The 17,909-nt window shown below is 48.4% G+C and carries 14 protein-coding genes and 6 tRNA genes; 5 read left to right on the top strand and 15 right to left on the bottom strand.

Annotated features, from left to right (window positions below; all coding sequences use genetic code 11):
• Nucleotides 1-264: 264 nt before the first annotated feature.
• The 7 genes from I2D94_RS11900 to I2D94_RS11870 form a co-directional block, all read right to left on the bottom strand.
• Nucleotides 265-338 (bottom strand) — tRNA-Gly (locus tag I2D94_RS11900).
• Nucleotides 339-347: 9 nt separating this feature from the next.
• Nucleotides 348-423: transfer RNA gene (locus I2D94_RS11895), tRNA-Lys, on the bottom strand.
• Between the two features lie 22 nt (nt 424-445).
• A tRNA-Gln gene (locus tag I2D94_RS11890) sits at nt 446-521 on the bottom strand.
• 16 nt (nt 522-537) lie between these two features.
• Nucleotides 538-622 (bottom strand) — tRNA-Tyr (locus tag I2D94_RS11885).
• 6 nt (nt 623-628) lie between these two features.
• A tRNA-Thr gene (locus I2D94_RS11880) sits at nt 629-704 on the bottom strand.
• Between the two features lie 10 nt (nt 705-714).
• Nucleotides 715-790: transfer RNA gene (locus I2D94_RS11875), tRNA-Val, on the bottom strand.
• A gap of 561 nt (nt 791-1,351) precedes the next feature.
• On the bottom strand, nt 1,352-2,968 hold the full coding sequence (locus I2D94_RS11870) for a hypothetical protein (protein WP_195397020.1): 1,617 nt from the start codon (nt 2,966-2,968) through the stop codon (nt 1,352-1,354).
• Between the two features lie 194 nt (nt 2,969-3,162).
• Between I2D94_RS11870 and I2D94_RS11865 the strand changes: the two genes are divergently transcribed.
• Both I2D94_RS11865 and I2D94_RS11860 read left to right on the top strand, forming a co-directional pair.
• Nucleotides 3,163-5,244 (top strand): alpha-amylase family glycosyl hydrolase, encoded by a 2,082-nt coding sequence (locus I2D94_RS11865; RefSeq protein ID WP_072684694.1) that lies wholly within the window; start codon nt 3,163-3,165, stop codon nt 5,242-5,244.
• Between the two features lie 287 nt (nt 5,245-5,531).
• Nucleotides 5,532-6,464 carry a ribokinase gene (locus tag I2D94_RS11860; RefSeq protein WP_072684693.1) on the top strand — a complete coding sequence of 311 codons (933 nt, stop codon included), beginning with the start codon at nt 5,532-5,534 and terminating at the stop codon, nt 6,462-6,464.
• A gap of 329 nt (nt 6,465-6,793) precedes the next feature.
• On the opposite strand, the gene I2D94_RS11855 is transcribed toward I2D94_RS11860, so the two are convergent.
• The 8 genes from I2D94_RS11855 to I2D94_RS11820 all read right to left on the bottom strand — a co-directional run bounded on the left by I2D94_RS11855 (nt 6,794) and on the right by I2D94_RS11820 (nt 16,062).
• Nucleotides 6,794-8,119, bottom strand: coding sequence for an MATE family efflux transporter (locus tag I2D94_RS11855; protein ID WP_072685051.1), 1,326 nt, complete (start codon nt 8,117-8,119; stop codon nt 6,794-6,796).
• Between the two features lie 317 nt (nt 8,120-8,436).
• The gene (locus tag I2D94_RS11850; protein WP_139248620.1) at nt 8,437-10,335 is read right to left on the bottom strand and encodes an ABC transporter ATP-binding protein; all 1,899 of its coding nucleotides are present in this window, start codon (nt 10,333-10,335) and stop codon (nt 8,437-8,439) included.
• A complete protein-coding gene (locus tag I2D94_RS11845) occupies nt 10,316-12,055 on the bottom strand; it encodes an ABC transporter ATP-binding protein (protein ID WP_195397019.1) in 1,740 nt (579 codons plus the stop codon). Before I2D94_RS11845 ends, I2D94_RS11850 begins: the two co-directional genes overlap by 20 nt.
• Nucleotides 12,056-12,078: 23 nt before the next feature.
• On the bottom strand, nt 12,079-12,504 hold the full coding sequence (locus I2D94_RS11840; protein WP_072684690.1) for a MarR family winged helix-turn-helix transcriptional regulator: 426 nt from the start codon (nt 12,502-12,504) through the stop codon (nt 12,079-12,081).
• A 310-nt stretch (nt 12,505-12,814) separates the two neighbouring features.
• The gene (locus I2D94_RS11835) at nt 12,815-13,594 is read right to left on the bottom strand and encodes a hypothetical protein (RefSeq protein WP_072684689.1); all 780 of its coding nucleotides are present in this window, start codon (nt 13,592-13,594) and stop codon (nt 12,815-12,817) included.
• A gap of 121 nt (nt 13,595-13,715) precedes the next feature.
• A complete protein-coding gene (locus I2D94_RS11830; RefSeq protein ID WP_072684688.1) occupies nt 13,716-14,609 on the bottom strand; it encodes a hypothetical protein in 894 nt (297 codons plus the stop codon).
• A gap of 150 nt (nt 14,610-14,759) precedes the next feature.
• Nucleotides 14,760-15,086: a hypothetical protein gene (locus tag I2D94_RS11825; protein ID WP_072684687.1), complete on the bottom strand. Its 327-nt coding sequence runs from the start codon at nt 15,084-15,086 to the stop codon at nt 14,760-14,762.
• Entirely contained in the window at nt 15,079-16,062 is a 984-nt protein-coding gene (locus I2D94_RS11820; RefSeq protein ID WP_139248619.1) for a hypothetical protein, read from the bottom strand. The genes I2D94_RS11825 and I2D94_RS11820 overlap by 8 nt, the downstream gene beginning before the upstream one ends.
• A 151-nt stretch (nt 16,063-16,213) precedes the next feature.
• Here I2D94_RS11820 and I2D94_RS11815 point away from each other — a divergent pair, with 151 nt between their 5' ends.
• The 3 genes from I2D94_RS11815 (at nt 16,214) to I2D94_RS11805 (ending at nt 17,751) form a co-directional block, all read left to right on the top strand.
• The gene (locus tag I2D94_RS11815; RefSeq protein ID WP_072684685.1) at nt 16,214-16,693 is read left to right on the top strand and encodes a peptidoglycan-binding protein; all 480 of its coding nucleotides are present in this window, start codon (nt 16,214-16,216) and stop codon (nt 16,691-16,693) included.
• 133 nt (nt 16,694-16,826) lie between these two features.
• Nucleotides 16,827-17,288, top strand: coding sequence for a MarR family winged helix-turn-helix transcriptional regulator (locus I2D94_RS11810; protein WP_159432797.1), 462 nt, complete (start codon nt 16,827-16,829; stop codon nt 17,286-17,288).
• Between the two features lie 4 nt (nt 17,289-17,292).
• Nucleotides 17,293-17,751, top strand: a complete 459-nt coding sequence (locus I2D94_RS11805) for a pyridoxamine 5'-phosphate oxidase family protein (protein WP_072684684.1) — start codon at nt 17,293-17,295, stop codon at nt 17,749-17,751.
• Nucleotides 17,752-17,909: the final 158 nt, after the last annotated feature.

Genomic DNA, 17,909 nt, shown 5'->3' with positions numbered 1-17,909 from the left:
GAAATGAAGATGAGGGTCTTTTAAATTGAGAACAGATACGATAGAATGAGTAATGGACATAGTGAGATTTCCTTTCTATATTGTGTGGTAACTTTATTGTAACGGAAATTCTTACCTATGTCTCTTTTTTTATGCTCAAGAAAAAAAGGCGTTGGTTTCCACCAACACCAAAATTTATAGAACCTTGTTTTACTAAAAATGACTGATGAGAGAATATCCATCATGGAAAACAAAAAAACCCTCGATCAGGGTTATGGTCTTCAATGGAGCGAATGATGGGAATCGAACCCACGTAGTCAGCTTGGAAGGCTGAAGTTCTACCATTGAACTACATTCGCATAGTTAAGTGGTGTCCCGGAAAGGAATCGAACCTTCGACCCACTGATTAAAAGTCAGTTGCTCTACCGCCTGAGCTACCGGGACATAAACAATCCAAACTAAAAATTGGCTGGGGCACCTGGGGTCGAACCAGGGAAATGACAGAGTCAAAGTCTGTTGCCTTACCGCTTGGCTATGCCCCACTATCTTAAAAAAGAATGGTGGAGAGGGGCAGATTCGAACTGCCGAACCCGTTGGGAACTGATTTACAGTCAGCCGCGTTTAGCCACTTCGCTACCTCTCCAACTCCTGGTGCCGACTATAGGAATCGAACCTACAACCTACTGATTACAAATCAGTTGCTCTGCCAATTGAGCTAAGTCGGCAATAAAAAAATGGTGGAGGCTGAGGGGCTCGAACCCCCGACCCTCTGCTTGTAAGGCAGACGCTCTCCCAACTGAGCTAAGCCTCCATCTTTTTACTCGCTGATTACCAGCGCTTTAATAATATATCATAAGTTCCGAATCTCGTCAATAATAAAATCAGATTTTTTTACTGGGGTTTGATTGCAAAACTGAACACAATCTCCACAATTCCATGAAATCATTCTATGCTGGAAATATAATGAAGACTGCGTTACCGATACAATCCTGTTAATTACAACTGGACAAGCAATAGATGCAGCTTTGCTTTCTTTCGGAAATAAACTGGCCCATCTATTGTTAGATCATCCCTGCGCTTTGCCGCCTCTGCTCTTATTATTTTAACATAGCGCTAACCTGATAAACTATATCCCTTTATACTTCAGAACATAAAAAAAGATTCTCTTCTTAGAATAAGACACTGTTTAAGCAATAGTAACAATAGCTGGCTGCACAAAGACTAAAAGCATTATGCAGCCAGCTTCACTCTATTGAAAATTGTAATCAACACTGAACCAAGTAAAAACAAAAACGAATAAGTCTCTCAGCATGTGATCCAATTCTGAAAATCAATTTAATCTGAATCCCATTTTCTTTTTACCAAGGTTAAATCACGATTCTGGCACTTCCTCTGCCGGCTTATACGGCGTCATCCACGATTCACTGCGCTCAAGTAATTTCAGCTGAGCCTCTTCCGGCGTCATTTCCTGTTTGATTACACTTTCAGCGATTTCAATTAATCCGATCTCTGAGAGCATATCCCAGCCTCTGACGGATGGATCTTTTTCAAAGGCCACCATTGATTCTTCCTGAGATAATGAAAAAGCATGGCTGATCTGCCGCTGATTCTCATTCCTGAAACTCAAATAATACGGCACGATCTTATCGGACTCACCTTTTCCTTCTGCCTCTTCATTCTCCGGTGCCGGACGATTTTCCGGCCGATCAACCACGGTCACCGCCGGGATTTCATCGACCGTATCCATATACGCCTGTATTCCTGCTTCGCTGCGAATCAAACGCAGAACTTCATTCGCAGCGGACGGATATTTTGTTTCTTCAGATAACAAATACCCCTTCGTTTTCGCTAAGGGCGAAAGTGACTGTTCTTTCCAGGTAGGCATCGGTGAGAAATAAAAATCCTGCTGCTCAATATCCTCCTGTTGATTATAGTACATCCACGTTCCAACTAACGAAAATGGTGAAATAAGTTTTTCCAGATACACATCATACAACCACCCTCCCTCAAAAGCGCGGTCATTCTCTGACCGGTAAGGAAGAATGATTTCCTCCTCCTCACCTGGATTATCCGGCGTTTTCTTATTCTCATCCCCTTCCGATGAAGCCTCTTCTGACGGTGCTTCCGTATCAGGATCAGCCATCAACACGCCTGCCTCTTCTGTGTCCAGTTCCTCATCCGCAGCAGTTTCCGCCGCTTCCTCCCCGCTCGCTTCCTGAGGATTCAAATACCAGGGATATTCACCCATTGCCCTTAAAAATTTCAGTGTTTCTAAAAACTCATCCGTCTCCATTCCGGGACGGAGCGCCTCATAAGTTGCAAAAAAACGAAACTGATCAGCGCTGAAAAACACCATTGAAGCCCATAATTCAGAGAGAGCAAATGGGAAAACTGCGGTTACCGCCCGATCATGATAGATTCGCTCGATTCCTCCCCATTCCTCTGCCAGAGCCATTAACTCCTCAAAACTGTCAAACGCATCGACCAAGCCATCGCCATTTTCATCAGTACTATCATATCCCATTTCATTAAGCATCGTAACATTGGTAGAAAACACCAATCCGTAATAACTCATAGGCACATAGCGCAGACCTTCCAAATTTAGAAGCTCGCCAAACTGCTGTGGTACATGTTCCTGAATCATCACTTCCAGATCCGGCTGAACCGGCATAAAATTATTAAGAATCTGCGCTGCATCATTACTCCACAATAACGCAATATCCGTCTTATAGCCCAACCATGTCGCCGCATCGAAGTTCTGCACGACGATCGGCTCGATCACACCGGTCTGCTCGGGATGTTCTGCATCCCAAAGATTGATCAAAGCCTGACCATAAGCTTCGTTTTCCACCATCACTCTGATCCGGGCTCCGTCCTCTATTTGATAGCGCTGATTTTCTTCATCATAACAAACGATGCCATTTTCAGCAACACACGGTTTTTCTTTCGCACATCCCCCCAGCATAAGCATTACCCCCATGCTGATCAATAACAGTTTCCGCATTCATTTCACCCCAATGTCCAATTCAACCGCTATCATGGTAACAGACTTCCAACAGATTGACAAATTTATTTTCAGATTCCGATTTGCATTTTTCCTGAAAAAGCTGAAATTCTGTCAATCACTCGATTTTTCATGATAAAATGAATTAGGTCTTTAGTCACTTACAAAAGGAGTATTTCATGAGTTATCTATTAAAATTACAGAAAGCCCTGCAGCATCAGCGTCATTTACACGATTATCCATATAATTATACCCTTCCCGATCTTTTTGATAGTCTGGATTTAAAATGTCCTTCAAAATATAAATTACCCTCTGGCGAAATTTGCGTCAATCCTTATCAATTCTTTGATGAGTTGATCAATTCGCTTCGCAAGGATCATGCCGATCCCATTTGCCAACCTTATTATAAGAATCATTCAATCGCCAGCGTCGGCGCTCATGGGAATTGGATCCGGCAAAGCTGTGTGTATTCCTGCATGATCCGTACCTCCAGCAGCTGGGATCATGACCGCAGCGGATTTCTGGAAAGTGTAAATTTATATGGCCTGAAAGAAACCGGAACTTTTGTTAAAACGTTAGCTCTGCTTCCGTTATTAAAAAAAATGGGAGTCGATACGTTATACCTGCTTCCGATCAGTCAGTATTCGACCAAAAACAAAAAGGGAGATTTGGGCTCACCTTATGGCGTAAGTAATTTTTTCAAGTTAGATCCGAATTTAAAAGACCCCATGACCGGCGATGAATTGAGTGTCGAGGATGAATTCAAGGCGCTTGTGGAAGCTTGCCATTGCCAGGATATCAAAGTAATCATCGACTTGATCCCACGTACAAATTCAGTGAATTCCGATCTGATCGCCGAACATCCCGACTGGTTTTACTGGATTAACGTCGATCAATTAGACACTTACAAACCGCCGTTTGTTCCCGGCGTCGAACCTGGCAGTGTCGCTGATCCCAAATATCTGGAATTGATGTACGCCAGCAAAGAAGTTCTGGAGCATATCCGCAAATTCCAGCCGAATCCGCAAAGTCTGGATCCTGAAAAGTGGAAAACTGTCGTTGCGCGATGGAAAAAAGGAAAAGAAGAAATTCTGGATCTGGTTCAGGAAGTGTTTGGCATGACGGTCGCTCCGGCTTTCAGCGATTGCATCAATGATCCGCAGCCAGCCTGGAACGACATCACTTTTTTCCGCATGTATTTAGATCATCCGGCGTCCTCCGTTCCCTTCCTGCCGAAAACGGAGAACTTCAATCCCTATATTCTTTACGACGTCGCAAAGTCGAGTTTAAATCCCGGCAGCGTCATCAACGAGCCGTTATGGGATCTGTTAAGCCAGATCATCCCTTACTATCAGACGGAATTCGGAATTGACGGGGCACGGATTGACATGGGGCACGCGCTGCCGCTAAAGTTGGTAAAGCGAATCATTGACGCCGCCCGGGAAATCGATCCTCACTTCTGTTTTATCGCCGAGGAACTGGATACACAAAACGCGGCGGTTTCTTTGAAAAAGGGATATAATATGATTATCGGCGGAGGGTTCACTCAGGAAACGCGTCCCAAAGAAGATCAATTAAATGCTTTTGCTTACGGAGCTTCCGCTTTGCCCTGCCCGGTTTTTGCGGCAGGCGAAACGCACGATACGCCGCGGTTAAGCGCCCGCGAAGGGGGAAGACAGCTCTGCCGGATGTTAACTTTGCTTAATTTATTTATACCGAATTGTGTTCCGTTTATCAATTCAGGCCAAGAGGTTTACGAAGTCCAACCGATGAATACGGGATTGGATTGCCGGCCTGATGAACAAGACCAGCTGCCGGAAACAGACCCATTTTACCGCAAACTGGCGTTATTCGATCGTTATGCTTTCCATTATCTTGACGCGCAGCGGTGGCAGCTTCCGACGCTCCTGGAAGCGGCAACACAAATCCGACGGCGTTATCGCTCGGCGTTGACACGCAAGGCCGATCAATTCCCATTGATGTTTGAAGGGCCATGGATTCCGGCATTGGGCTTCGGCTATGCGCTTAAGCGTTCCATGATCCTGGTCATCGCTAATCATGATTTAGAAACGAGTCATCGGCATTGGATTCGTACCGGCAATCTGCCGGAGCGCTTCCAAAATGCCGTAAAGTCCGCAAAGGTCATCTTGAGTTCTGAAAATGAGAATTCCCGGATCGATCTGAATTTGGAGTTTGGCGAACAAGCGTTTTGCGCCGCTTTTCTGCCTGGGGAAGTTAAAATCGTGGAAATCACCTGTTGAATCTTTCTCCTGTTTTCTTTCACAGATCTTTGCCTAGAATCAATCACGACATCTCCCAAAGAACGGAATTCGGTAAGCATCATTCACCGGATTCCGCTTTTTATTGGAAAAAGACCGTTTTCATGTCTTAAAAAGCAAACAAAAGTAACATTCATCTACGGTCAGCTCGCTTTTGCGCCAACTTCAATCTTAGGATATTTGTCCTTTCATGCACCGCCTTTCACTTTTATTTGTATTTCCTGCGGCAGCGCATGCTATAATTAAAAAAATAAGGAGGCTTCTTCAACATGCAGAAATGTCTGGTTTTTGGATCGTTAAATCTCGATTATTTTTACTCCGTTGATCATATCTTAAATCCAAAAGAAACGCAGTCAGCCCGACAAATGCAGTGTTTCTGCGGCGGAAAGGGATTGAATCAGGCGGTTGCGCTCAGCCAGGGCGGCGCGTCAGTTTATTTTGCAGGCTGTCTGGGGCAGGCAAGCTCACTTTTAACGGACACGTTGGCGCATTATCATATTCATACCGATTTATTGCGCTTAGTTGACCAACCGGCCGGCCACGCGATAATCCAGGTAGATGATTCCGGCCAGAATGCCATTCTTGTCTATCCTGGAAGCAATTTTTCCATAACTTCAGCACAAATTGATGAAACGTTAGCTCATTTTCAAGCCGGCGATCTGCTTGTCATTCAAAATGAAATTAACCGGCTGGACGAGTTAATTCATAAAGCGCATGCTCAAGGCTTGACGATCGCGCTGAATCCTTCACCAACTCCGGCTGTTCCTGAATGGCTGCCATTAAATGAAGTGGACCTGTTATTCATCAATGAAGTTGAAGGGGCCTTCTTTTCCGGACAGAGTGAACCCGAAGCCATCCTGAACTACTTCGCTGAAACTTTCCCTGATGTGCAGATTATTCTAACCTTGGGGGAACAGGGAAGCTGTCTGCAAGCTGGGCGCAAACGATTGACTTTGCCTTGTTGTCCGGTTGAAGTTGTGGATACTGTCGGCGCCGGCGATACTTTTACAGGATTCTTTCTGGCGGCTAAACTTGCTGGTCACCAAGATCTCGATTGCCTTGCAATCGCTACGGCAGCCAGTGGCTGCGCAGTTATGAGAAAAGGTGCTTCGGCTTCGATTCCAACCTTATCTGAAGCACAAGGGATGCTGAACCGATACCGTGATTATTTATGGTCGAAAAAAACTGAAGTTGCTTTTTAACGGGTCAGCTGATTTCATTTCTTTTCAACAATACAGCTTCATATCATTTCCTGGGAAATGTCTACCTGTCGTATTCTCCCTCTGTTTAACCTGACTTCGCCGGCATTTCATCACAAAGTCAACCGGCTTGTTTTGCGCCCCATTCAATCATAATAAGAATTCATGAAAAAAATACCGCAAAAAAACGGGCTGTTCAAAGTTGAAATAAACTTTGAACGGTCCGTTTCTTTTACCTCGAAATTATATGGTTGTTTCCACTGCGTGTGAGCAGACTGCGCCGCAAATCCGCTCCTTCTATTTATTTTATTGAGCTGATGAGGCCGGTAAAGTTATTGCGCATCAAATGCATGCATCCAGTCGACGTGCCGATAATAATAGAAGAAAATAACTGAACTCATCAGCCAGGTCAGCGGATATGCCCAGAAAACAACTTGAATCGAATTGACCCAACGAACCATCAGCGTGATAAACGTTACCCGCGCCGCGCACCAGGTCAGCAGCATGACCAGCATCGGAACAGTCGATTTCCCAGCCCCGCGCAGGATTGCCGCCATACAATGAGAAAATGCCAGCAGGAAGAAAAACAAAGCGGACGTCCGCGCCCGATCCGTTCCATAGGCTATCACCTGCGGATCCCGATTAAAAGCAGCGATCAGCCACGGTGCTCCGATAAAAATCAAAATTCCAATGCCTTCGGCAATCGCCACTGAGCAAAGAATTCCAAACCGCGCCCCTTTGCGGGTTCGTTCAAGCTCGCGAGCTCCCAGATTCTGACCAACAAACGTCGTCAACGCCATCGTAAAGCTCGTGATCGGCAGGAAACCAAACCCTTCAATCTTTGAGAACGCGCCGCAGCCAGCCATTGCCATCTGCCCGAAAGCATTGATATTGGTCTGAACGACTACATTGGCAAATCCGATAATCGAATTCTGCAGCCCCGACGGCAAACCATATTGAATAATCAGTTTCAGCATCGGTTTGTCAAAATGAATTTTCTTTGGCTCGATACGATAAACGTCCTGCACCTTCAACAAACGTCTAAAGCAAAGCGCAGCGCTGACAAACTGCGATAGTATTGTCGCAAAGGCTGCCGAACCGACGCCCAGATGCATACCGGCGACAAACACCAGATCCAGAACAATATTGATCAGCGAGGAAATGACCAGATAGACTAACGGATGACGGCTATCTCCGGCCGCCTGCAGGATACCGACAAAAATATTATACATAATAAAGCCTAATGATCCGGCAAAATAGATTCGAAAATAAACTGCAGATAAGCCCAGCACCTCCGCCGGCGTTCCCATCCAGATCAGAATCTGCGGCGCCAGAATTACGCCAACGGCCGTCATCAACAGACTGGCGGCCAAACCGAAAGCCACTGTCGTATGCACCGCCAGCTGAACCTGTTCGCTATTGCGCGCTCCATAGTAACGGGCGATCACCACCCCAGCTCCAACAGCGATGCCGTTGAAGAAACCGACGAGCAGAAAGATCAGATTGCCTGACGAACTAACTGCCGCCAGCGCCTCACTGCCTAGAAAATTCCCGACGATCAGCGAATCGGCGGTGTTGTATAATTGCTGAAACAAATTACCGAAAAAAATCGGCAGCGCAAAGAATAAAATCTTCTTCCAGATCACACCTTCAGTCATTAAATTTTTAGAATTGGCTTGCGTCACTCCATTCCCCTCTTTCCCTTTTTAACCGATTTCCATCCGCGCGTAACGGTAAGTGCCTGCCCCTTTATCATACCAGCTGGACCGGACTATAAGTCAACTTTTTTGTTATTTTTGACGATTTACCATCGCTTATATTTTTGAATTGATCCATTTTCATTACCAGTCCCATTTTCATTTGAAATTTCAATTAGGCTGAGCTTTAAAAGCATTTTTTCTCTGCATCACGTCCGCCCTCATTTCATAATTCGAATTCCGGGCCAACAGGAAAAACAGACGGGAACTCCCGCCTGTCAGTCGTTTTCGATCAAGCCGGTATACAGCTGATAGTAGACGCCATGCTTTTCCAGCAGACGTTCATGATTGCCCCGTTCGATAATCCGGCCATGATCCATGACCATGATCGCGTGCGAGTTTTTAATCGTACTCAACCGGTGAGCGATGACGAAGGTCGTCCGGCCGCTCATCAGCTTATCCATGCCTTCCTGCACAAGTTTCTCGGTTCGCGAGTCAATCGAAGAGGTCGCTTCATCCAGAATCAGTACCGGTGGATTGGCCAGCGCAGCCCGGGCGATGGAGATCAGCTGCCGCTGTCCCTGCGACAATGAAGAACCATCGCGGGTCAGCCAGGTATCGTAGCCTTTTTCCAGATGCTTGATGAAATAGTGAGCATTCGCCAGTTTAGCTGCCGCCACAACTTCTTCATGCGTCGCCTCCGGCCGGGCATATTTGATATTGTCCTCAATCGTGCCGGTGAACAGATGGGTATCCTGCAGAACAATCCCTAACGACCGCCGCAGATCATCCTTGCGGATCAGCTTAACGTCGATGCCGTCATAGGTGATCGAGCCTTTCTGTACGTCGTAGAATCGATTGATCAGGTTGGTCATCGTCGTTTTGCCCGCGCCGGTCGCGCCGACAAAGGCCAGCTTCTGCCCCGGCTCGGCAAACAGTTCGATGTCATGCAGTACGGTTTTGCCTTCAACATAGCCGAAGCTGACATCGTGGAAGCGAACGTCGCCGGTCAGTTCGACATAATCGACGCTGCCGTCCTCATGGCAATGTTTCCAGGCCCAGTGGCCTGTCGTCATTTCCGCTTCACTCAGCCGTCCCGCCTCATCTTTATTGACATTGACCAGCGTTACGCGGCCGTCATCCACTTCGTGCGGTTCATCCAACAACTTGAAAACCCGCTCCGCGCCGGCCATCGCCATGATGACGGAGTTCAGCTGCTGCGAAATCTGGTTCAGCGGACCGTTGAACGATTTATTCAAAGCCAGGAAGGAGGCCAGGCCGCCCAGTGTCAAACCGCTGATGCCGTTGACTGCCAACACGCCGCCGATAAACGCACACAGAACATAGGAGATGTTGCCCAGATTGCCAACGATCGGCATCAGGATATTGGCATATTTATTTGCTTTGTAGGAAGCTTCGCACAGATCCTCATTGATCTGATTGAATTCCTCGATCGCCTTCTGTTCATGCGTGAACACCTTGACGACCTTCGCGCCTTCCATCATTTCTTCGATATATCCGTTTTCTTTCCCCAGCTGCCGCTGCTGCGCGCCAAAGTAACGACCTGACTTGCGCATGATTTTCTGCAGCGCAAACTGCATGACCACAACCATCATCAGGGTGACCAGCGTCAGCGGCACGCTCATGACGATCATTGAGAAGAAAACCGAAACGATCGTAAACAGCGAGGACAGAAATTGAGGAATGCTCTGGGAGATAACCTGCCGCAGCGTATCAATATCGTTGGTATAGACGCTCATGATATCCCCATGCGCATGCGTATCAAAATATTGGATCGGCAGTTTTTCCATGTGGCTGAACAGATCATTCCGCAAATCATTCATCGTGCCTTGAGAAATAACAACCAAAATTTTCTGATAAGCCAGATTCGAAATCACACCTACCAAATAGATACAAGCCATTGTACTTAACGCCTGAAACAGCGGCGTAAAATCCGGACTGGCGCTTTGCACTAACGGTGTGATGTAGCCGTCGATCAGCGTTTTCATGAAGACTGAAGACGCGACTGAAGCCAGCGATGAAATAATAATACAGATCAGAACGATAGCGTAACGGAATTTATATCGGCTGAGGATGTAGCTCATCAGTCGTCCCAGCACTTTCGTGTTCAGCTTTTCGCCGTTGGTTCCCACGTTTCTAGGCCTGCTCATGTTCATCCTCTCCTTTCTTCTGCGTTTCGTAGACTTCCTGATAAATCGCGTTGCTCGCCAACAGTTCCGCATGCGTGCCCACGCCTTCAATCCGCCCTTCGTTAAGCACGACGATCCGATCGGCGTCTTCAATGGAGGATATCCGCTGTGAAATGATCAGCTTGGTCGTATTCGGAATTTCTTCCCGGAACGCCTTGCGGATCATACTGTCGGTGCGGGTATCGACGGCGCTGGTGCTGTCGTCAAGAATCAGAACTTTCGGTTTTTTCAGCAATGCCCGCGCGATGCACAAGCGCTGCTTCTGACCGCCGGAGACGTTAGTTCCGCCTTGTTCGATATAGGTGTCGTAACCCTTCGGGAATTGCCGGATGAACTCGTCGGCGCAGGCAAGCTTGCAGGCATGGATCATTTCCTCATCCGTGGCCTGTTCGTTGCCCCAGCGCAGATTATCCTTGATCGTCCCGGAAAACAGGACGTTTTTCTGCAATACCATCGCGACGCTGTTGCGCAGCGAATCCAGATCATAATGACGGACATCGACGCCGCCGACGCGGACTGTGCCCTCGCTGGCGTCATATAGTCGTGGAATCAGGCTCATCAGCGTGGATTTACTGGAACCGGTCGGACCGAGAATTCCAATGGTTTCTCCGGCTTTGATCTTCAAATTAATGTCTTCTAAAACATATTTATCCTTTCCGGCATAATAACCGAACGCCACATGATCGAACTCGATCGAGCCGTCGGCCACAGTCATCGCCGGATTTTCCGGATTGACGATGCTCGGCTTTTCCTCCAGAATCTCCGCGATTCGCTGGGCCGAAGCCATCGACATACTCAGCATGACGAAGATCATCGACAGCATCATCAAACTCATCAGGATATTCATCGTGTAGGTAAACAAGCTCATCAGCTCGCCCGTTGTCAGCGCGCTGCCGACGATCATCCGCGCACCCATCCAGCTCAGCGCCAGGATGCAGCAATACATCGTCAGCTGCATGACCGGATTGTTGAACACCAGAATGTTCTCAGCTTTCATGAACATCTTTTTCAGGTTGCCGGCTGCGGTTTTAAATTTATCGGTCTCCGCACTTTCCTTGACATACGCTTTGACAACGCGGATATTCGTGACGTTTTCCTGAACGCTCGCGTTTAAATCGTCATATTTGCGGAACGTTTTGCGGAACATCGGATGGGCCTTCAGCGTGATGAAGCTCAGGATCGCCCCCAGAAAAATCATCGCGTAGAAGAAGACCATCGCCAGCTTGCCGTTGATCATAAACGTCATCGACATCGCCACCACCAGCATCAGCGGCGCGCGCACGCACATCCGCAGAATCATCTGATAGGCGTTTTGGACATTGGTCGCGTCGGTCATCATGCGGGTAACCAGACCAGAGGTCGAATATTTGTCAATATTGGCAAATGAGAATTTCTGGATACTTTCGAACATCGCTTTCCGCAAATTCTTCACAAACCCTGCCGAAGCGTACGCCACATATTTTCCGCTCAGCATCCCGCAGAACAGAGATAAAAATGCACAGAGCAGCATCAGCGCTCCGTATTTAAACACCGCGGCCATGTCGCCCTGATTGACGCCGGAGTCAATGATGAACGACATCAAAAACGGCAGCATCAGCTCCATGACCACTTCGCCGACCATCAGCGCCGGCGCGAGCAAGGAAGCTTTTTTATATTCTTTTACTTCTTGAAGCAATCGTTGAATCATAACATTCTCCTTCCTCTTTTACGTTATTCCAGATTCTTTTTTAATTGATCCAAAACAGAAAAAAAGTGTTCCTGGTCATCCGGGGAGATCGATTGGGAAAGCAGGGCTTCCATCCGATCAATATTCTCGGTCATCTTCTGATTCAGCTGCAGCGCCTTTTCAGTCAGCACCAGTTTTTTCAGCCGGGCGTCATGCGGGGCGGGAATTCGATGAAGATAACCGTCGCGCTCCAGGACGTTCAGAATTTCGCTGGCGGTCGACCGGCGAATGCGCAATTCCTTTTCCAGATCTCGCTGGAAGACATCCTGCCCCCGACTGGCAATCAAAAAACCGATTGTCCGAGTTTGAACTAACGTCAGTTCACAGCCGTTCTCGTGACGGAATTGTTCCATCTTTTGATGAATCATCTGTTGGACTTCACGAATTTCATAACCAATTCTTCGCTGCATCAGTATCACTCCCTTTTTGTTAGGATACTAACATTTTACTCTGATCTTCCCGCTTGTCAATCTTATTTGTTGTGAATTTTATGTGAAATTTAACGAATAAAATCAGCTTCATTTCTTCCGGGAAAGCGTATAAATTTAATAAAAAAGCGAACGTTTCCACTGGACATGTTCGCTTTAACGAGATTGATAAACTTGAAATTACTGACCTGCGTGGATTATTCCACGCGCAAAAACGGTTATCGTTTTTTCCAGAAACGGACGATCGTCAGCGCAGTCAGGGCGATCACGCCGGCAATGCCCGCGCCAAGCATCAGCGTAAACTCCGGGCGTTTCTTAAGATAAGGATCCACAGAACCGTGGGTCGGCCGCGGTGAATCGAGCGGAACGCGCGGGATCGGGGCAGTCGGACGGGGCGTCGGCTTCGTCGGGGCATACGTTCCCTGATCCAGATACCAGTAATTTTCCAGCCCATCGGCGTCAGCTTTTGACCTTCCCGAATCCAGCCATACATCCCCGCGTCAACCTCAATATAGAACCAGACCTGTCCTGACTCGTCCGTATATTTCTTCGTGATCCGAATGACCGTCTTGGGATCCAAATTCCAGCTGTCGATGTAATTTTCAATGTGTTCCGATCCCGGATATTCCCACAACGTCAGATAGCCGCGCGGTTCGTTTAGAGTGTAGGTTTGCTCGATGGGCTCCAGCGCATCCTGATGTTCCCGCTCGAAATCCTCGGCTGTCTTTGCGATTTCAAATTCCGTCAGATTCATCCACTGCCCCAGACTCAGATCGCGCCGCGGCGTCTGCACGCCCCACAAAACGCCTTCTTTCGTCTGGTAAGTAAAATCAATCCAGATATCTGTGCCGTTGGGAATTTCTCCGACGATTTCATTGGAAATCGGGCTGGAATAAACATAGACAACCCCCGCATCCCCAGCCGCCGTGTAAAGCTGTCCGACATACTCGCATTCCTCGTCGTGTTCCTTGAAGAAATCATCCTCCGGACAGACGATCAGATCCGCATGCAGGGTCGCCGCACTGCCTGCGAGCAGCATCATCGCCGCGGCTATTTTCAAAAACTTCTTCATCGTTGTCCCTCCCTGTATTTTTCCATGCACTTCTGTGCTTTTGATTTTCTTCATTTATTTTCACGCCCCTTGCCTCAACGATCATCGTTCGATCTTGTGTCTTGTCCCTCGCCAAGGCTGGCTAGCGTTTCGGTTTTCTCCAGAAAACAGCGATCAAACCGCCGGTCACCACAACGACAGCGAGCACCAGACCGCCGATCAAGCCATCCGGCGATGAAGAGATCGCGATGTATTGGCGGACTGAGCCGCGTCTTGCCGGTCTGTCTGTCCTGTCCGGCTGCGGCGTGAGGACAGCCGGCTGCGGCGTCACAAAAGGAGCAACCTGAAGCGTGCCGTCTTCATCTGCCTGAATATGACCGCGCAGGTAGTTCAAAAGCGGCGCCTGTTCCACCACGGGCTGATCGCGCTGAAACCATCCCTGATGTCTAAAATAATTAAGGGTATACAGCCACACCTCTTCCGTCTCTGTTTTAAACAGCCCGCACACCGGCACCGGGCTTTCCAGAAGACTTTCAGCGTCGGTATATTCGTACACACTGTCCGCTCCGGGATACTCATAAAAGCATAAATAACCGGAAAAAGAATCCGGCGCAAATACGTCGTCGATCAGTTCTATTTCTTCCTGATGTTCCTTGAAAAAAATCGCATCATTCATTTCTGTCTGAAGATCCGCCAGATTCAGCCAGACTGAAGAACCGGCCAGATCGCCTTCCAGCGCCTGAACACCCCAGACATCGCCAATTTCTGAAACATACGTAAAGTCGATCCAGATTTCTTCTCCCAACGGCACCTGTCCGAGGACTTCCGCAGATTGCGGAGCGGCGTAAAGCGGAGCACCTTTGACGGCAATTACCCGATAATATTGCCCCACATAAGTGCATTCTTCGGCATGTTCTTTATAAAAAGGATCTTGCGGTTCCGCGATCACATCCGCGCTTACCGGTGTCAACAATCCCGCCACCAGAATCAGAATGCTGAAAATTTTCATCATGACCCAATCTGATTTTCTTTCCATGATTTTTCCCCCTTTCTGCAATATCCGCTATATCAATAAAACGACTTCGATGTTTCCGGTTCTGCAATATCCGTTGTATCAATAAATGATGAAGATGATTTCGCAAGGAAAGTCCGCTTTTTCAGCCTGACTTTCACAGACATTAATTGATCAGCCGTGCTGCAGCAGCCAGCCGACGCCATAGGAGAAAACGTTAGCCGCCAGCGAGAACAGCCAGGGATGACGGATCGTCAGCGCATAGCTTCGGTAATACAGTGCTTCCACCACGACTGCCAGACTTTCCAGCATCGTAATCAGAAGCCACGAAGGCAGGGAGTACCGGAAGGTCAGCGCCAGGTAAACAACCGCCGGATTGGTCATCAGATTGACCAACATGATCAGAATCAGATCTTTCCAGCGCCGGATCCCCAGCAGAAACGCAAAGCTCAGCTCCAGCAGCCACGTCATCATCAGCGACAGAATCAGCGATCTAAACATCGTCCTGCCCCCTTTTAAAGGCCATTCCCAAACCCAGCCAGGACAGCGCGATCAAAATCAGCGTCTGCGCTTTCGTCACCGTCGTTATGCCCAGGATCACCGGCACAAACCCAAGAAACAGCGCAAACGTTAAAAGTCCGAACACAAATCCGGCATGTTCCGGAAACTGTCGATGCATCTGCTTCAGACACAGCGGCATCGTCATATTGAATAAAAATACGCCGCTCAGTCCGGCAACGATCCAGTTGGCTTTTAAAAAGCAAAGAAAGCTCAGGCCCAGCGAAAACAGCGCCGTTTTCTTCAGTCCCCAGTAATCGGCAGCGATCCCGCCCGCCGCTTTGCCCCCCGCGACAGCCAATGTCAGCGGAATCAACGCCTGAGCTTTCCAGGACAGCGGCCAGGTGAAACCGGCAAAGGACCGCAGAGCGGCGACAAGAAACAAACAGATCACCCCCGTTAAAGAAAAGGAACATTTCTTTTCCCTCCGGTGCTCCTGCGGCTGCCACCGCAGCCGGTAAACAACAAACGCCAGCCCAATCAGAACAACGCTCAGCGGCAGGATCGAAATCCTATTCATCTTGGCGGCCCATGTTCCCAGCGTAATGCCCAGCGCTCCCGGCGCGACAAAGATCCCCAGTGCCGCGCTGCCGGATTCCGCCTCCATCAACGGTTTTCCAATCCCCAGATGATACGCCGCGTTGCCAAGTCCCAAAATCAGTCCCAGCGCCGCTAACGGCAGCGGCAAGGCTCCCGCGGCGCACAAAAGAGCACCCCCGGCCGCCCAGGGAAGCGCCGGCCAGCGGTCCGCCAGAATTCCCAATGGCATCTGCAGCGCAAACGCGCAGAAATTATAAAGGATCAACAGCTCCGTCCAGTATATCGTTTCTCCATTATGCCGCAGCAGAAACGCCGCGCAGGCAAAATCGACCAGGAAGTGACCGATCGCCCCCGCTGCCAAGACCTTCCCATTCTTCATCAACATTAACCCCTTTTCTTCATTATACAGGAAAAACCGACGTGCACAGCGTAAAAACTGACAAATTCATCAATCGGTTTGACATCCGCCTTTGCCCGCCTAACCCACCCCGGTTTCAACGCATAGCATACAGGGAAAGGAGGAATGCAAAATGGCATACACCTTACAGTTGGGAAGTAATGGAATCGACGTCAAGAAAATGCAGTATTATATCAACCAGATCCTGGCCGCGCCGAATCTGACGCCGATGGAGGAGGACGGCATTTACGGTCAGAAGACCGAATTTGCGGTCGCTGTTTTCCAGTATGTTTATCACCTGAATGTCGACGGCATTCTTGGACAGACGACCTGGGATAAGATTATCCAGGAATTCAAAAACCTGCCGAGTCCGGCGGTGGAGCGCAACAAATCAACGCGCACGCTGCGTGTCGGCAACGTCGGTCTGGGTGTCCAGAAATTCCAGCAATATCTGAATGAGCTGATCGCTCCCAATCCACGCCTGGTCGTCGACGGCAACTTCGGTCAGAACACCAAGCGTGCTGTGGAAACCTTCCAGGCTCTCAATGGCTTAACGGTCGACGGAGTCATTGGCAACAACACCTGGGATCGCGTCATCAACCGCCTGCAGTAAACAAAACAACTTTACAGGAGGGAAAAGGTCTGGAATCCAGACCTTTTTCATTCAGATTCAGGCTTGACGGCAGATTGGGAATGGATTATCATATTTATAGTTCTATATAGAACATATAGTTGAAATCCTCGAGGTGGTCCCCATCGAAACACTAGGCGGTTTTTACATCACGCAGATTAAACAGCTTCAAGATCGAATCTTTGAACGCTTTTTAAGCGAGCAAGGATTGAAGATCAGCGGCGGTCAGGGCCGGATTTTATTCGTCCTGTGGAAGCAATCCCCCTGTACGATCAGCGAAATCAGCAAGCGGACATCCCTGGCTAAAAATACGGTGTCGATCATGATTGATACGATGGTCGCGCATGGCATCGTGCGGCGGGAAAGCAATCCGGACAATCGCCGGCAGACGTTGATCACGCTGACCGATTACGCCGTTTCACTCCAGCAGAAATACGACGCTGTTTCCCAACGGATGAACGTCCTTTTTTACACCGGGTTCAGCGAAGCGGAAAAGGATCAGTTTGAAGCCTATCTGCGGCGAATCTTGACAACACTGCGTCAGGCCGAACAAAATCAGGAAAGAAATGAGGGTTAAGAGCATGATGAATCAAGATGAAATCATCCGTTTTATTCGCACACAGAAAGTTGCCGTGGTCGCCGGCGTTGACGAGGATGGATTTCCAAGTCAGAAAGCAATGTTCGCCCCGCGGCGGATTGACGGCCGCACCGCATTCTATTTCTCTACCAACACCTCCTCGCAAAAGGTTCAGATCTTTCGGACTCAGCCAAAAGCCAGCGTTTACTTTTACAAGCAGGGAAAGCAGAAATTCGTCGGAATTCAGTTAAAAGGAACGATGGAAGTTCTGACAGATCATGAAGCCAAAGCGTCGATCTGGCAGCCGACGGACACGATGTATTATCCATTGGGAGTCGACGATCCGGATTACTGCGTCTTAAAATTCACCGCAGCCTGTGGACGCTTTTACAGTGAAGGAAAGACGGAAGATTTTAAACTGAGCGACAGCGATCAATCATCGGCGAGCTCCGATCAAGAATGATCCTGGTTTCATATTTCGATTGATTTCCAGGAGCTATCTTGCCGCTGAAACGCAACTTTCTCTGTCTGACGGTAGAAGACTTGATCCTGAATCAAAAAAATGCGCTGAGTTCCCACAGGCAAAGTGAGAATCCAGCGCATTTTTATTTCTTCGCTTGA

Source organism: Holdemania sp. 1001302B_160321_E10 (assembly GCF_015552275.1).
Taxonomy (GTDB): Bacteria; Bacillota_I; Bacilli_A; order Erysipelotrichales; family Erysipelotrichaceae; genus Holdemania.
The sequence above is the reverse complement of the archived record's forward strand: the minus strand, read 5'-3'. Positions and strand labels throughout refer to the sequence as shown.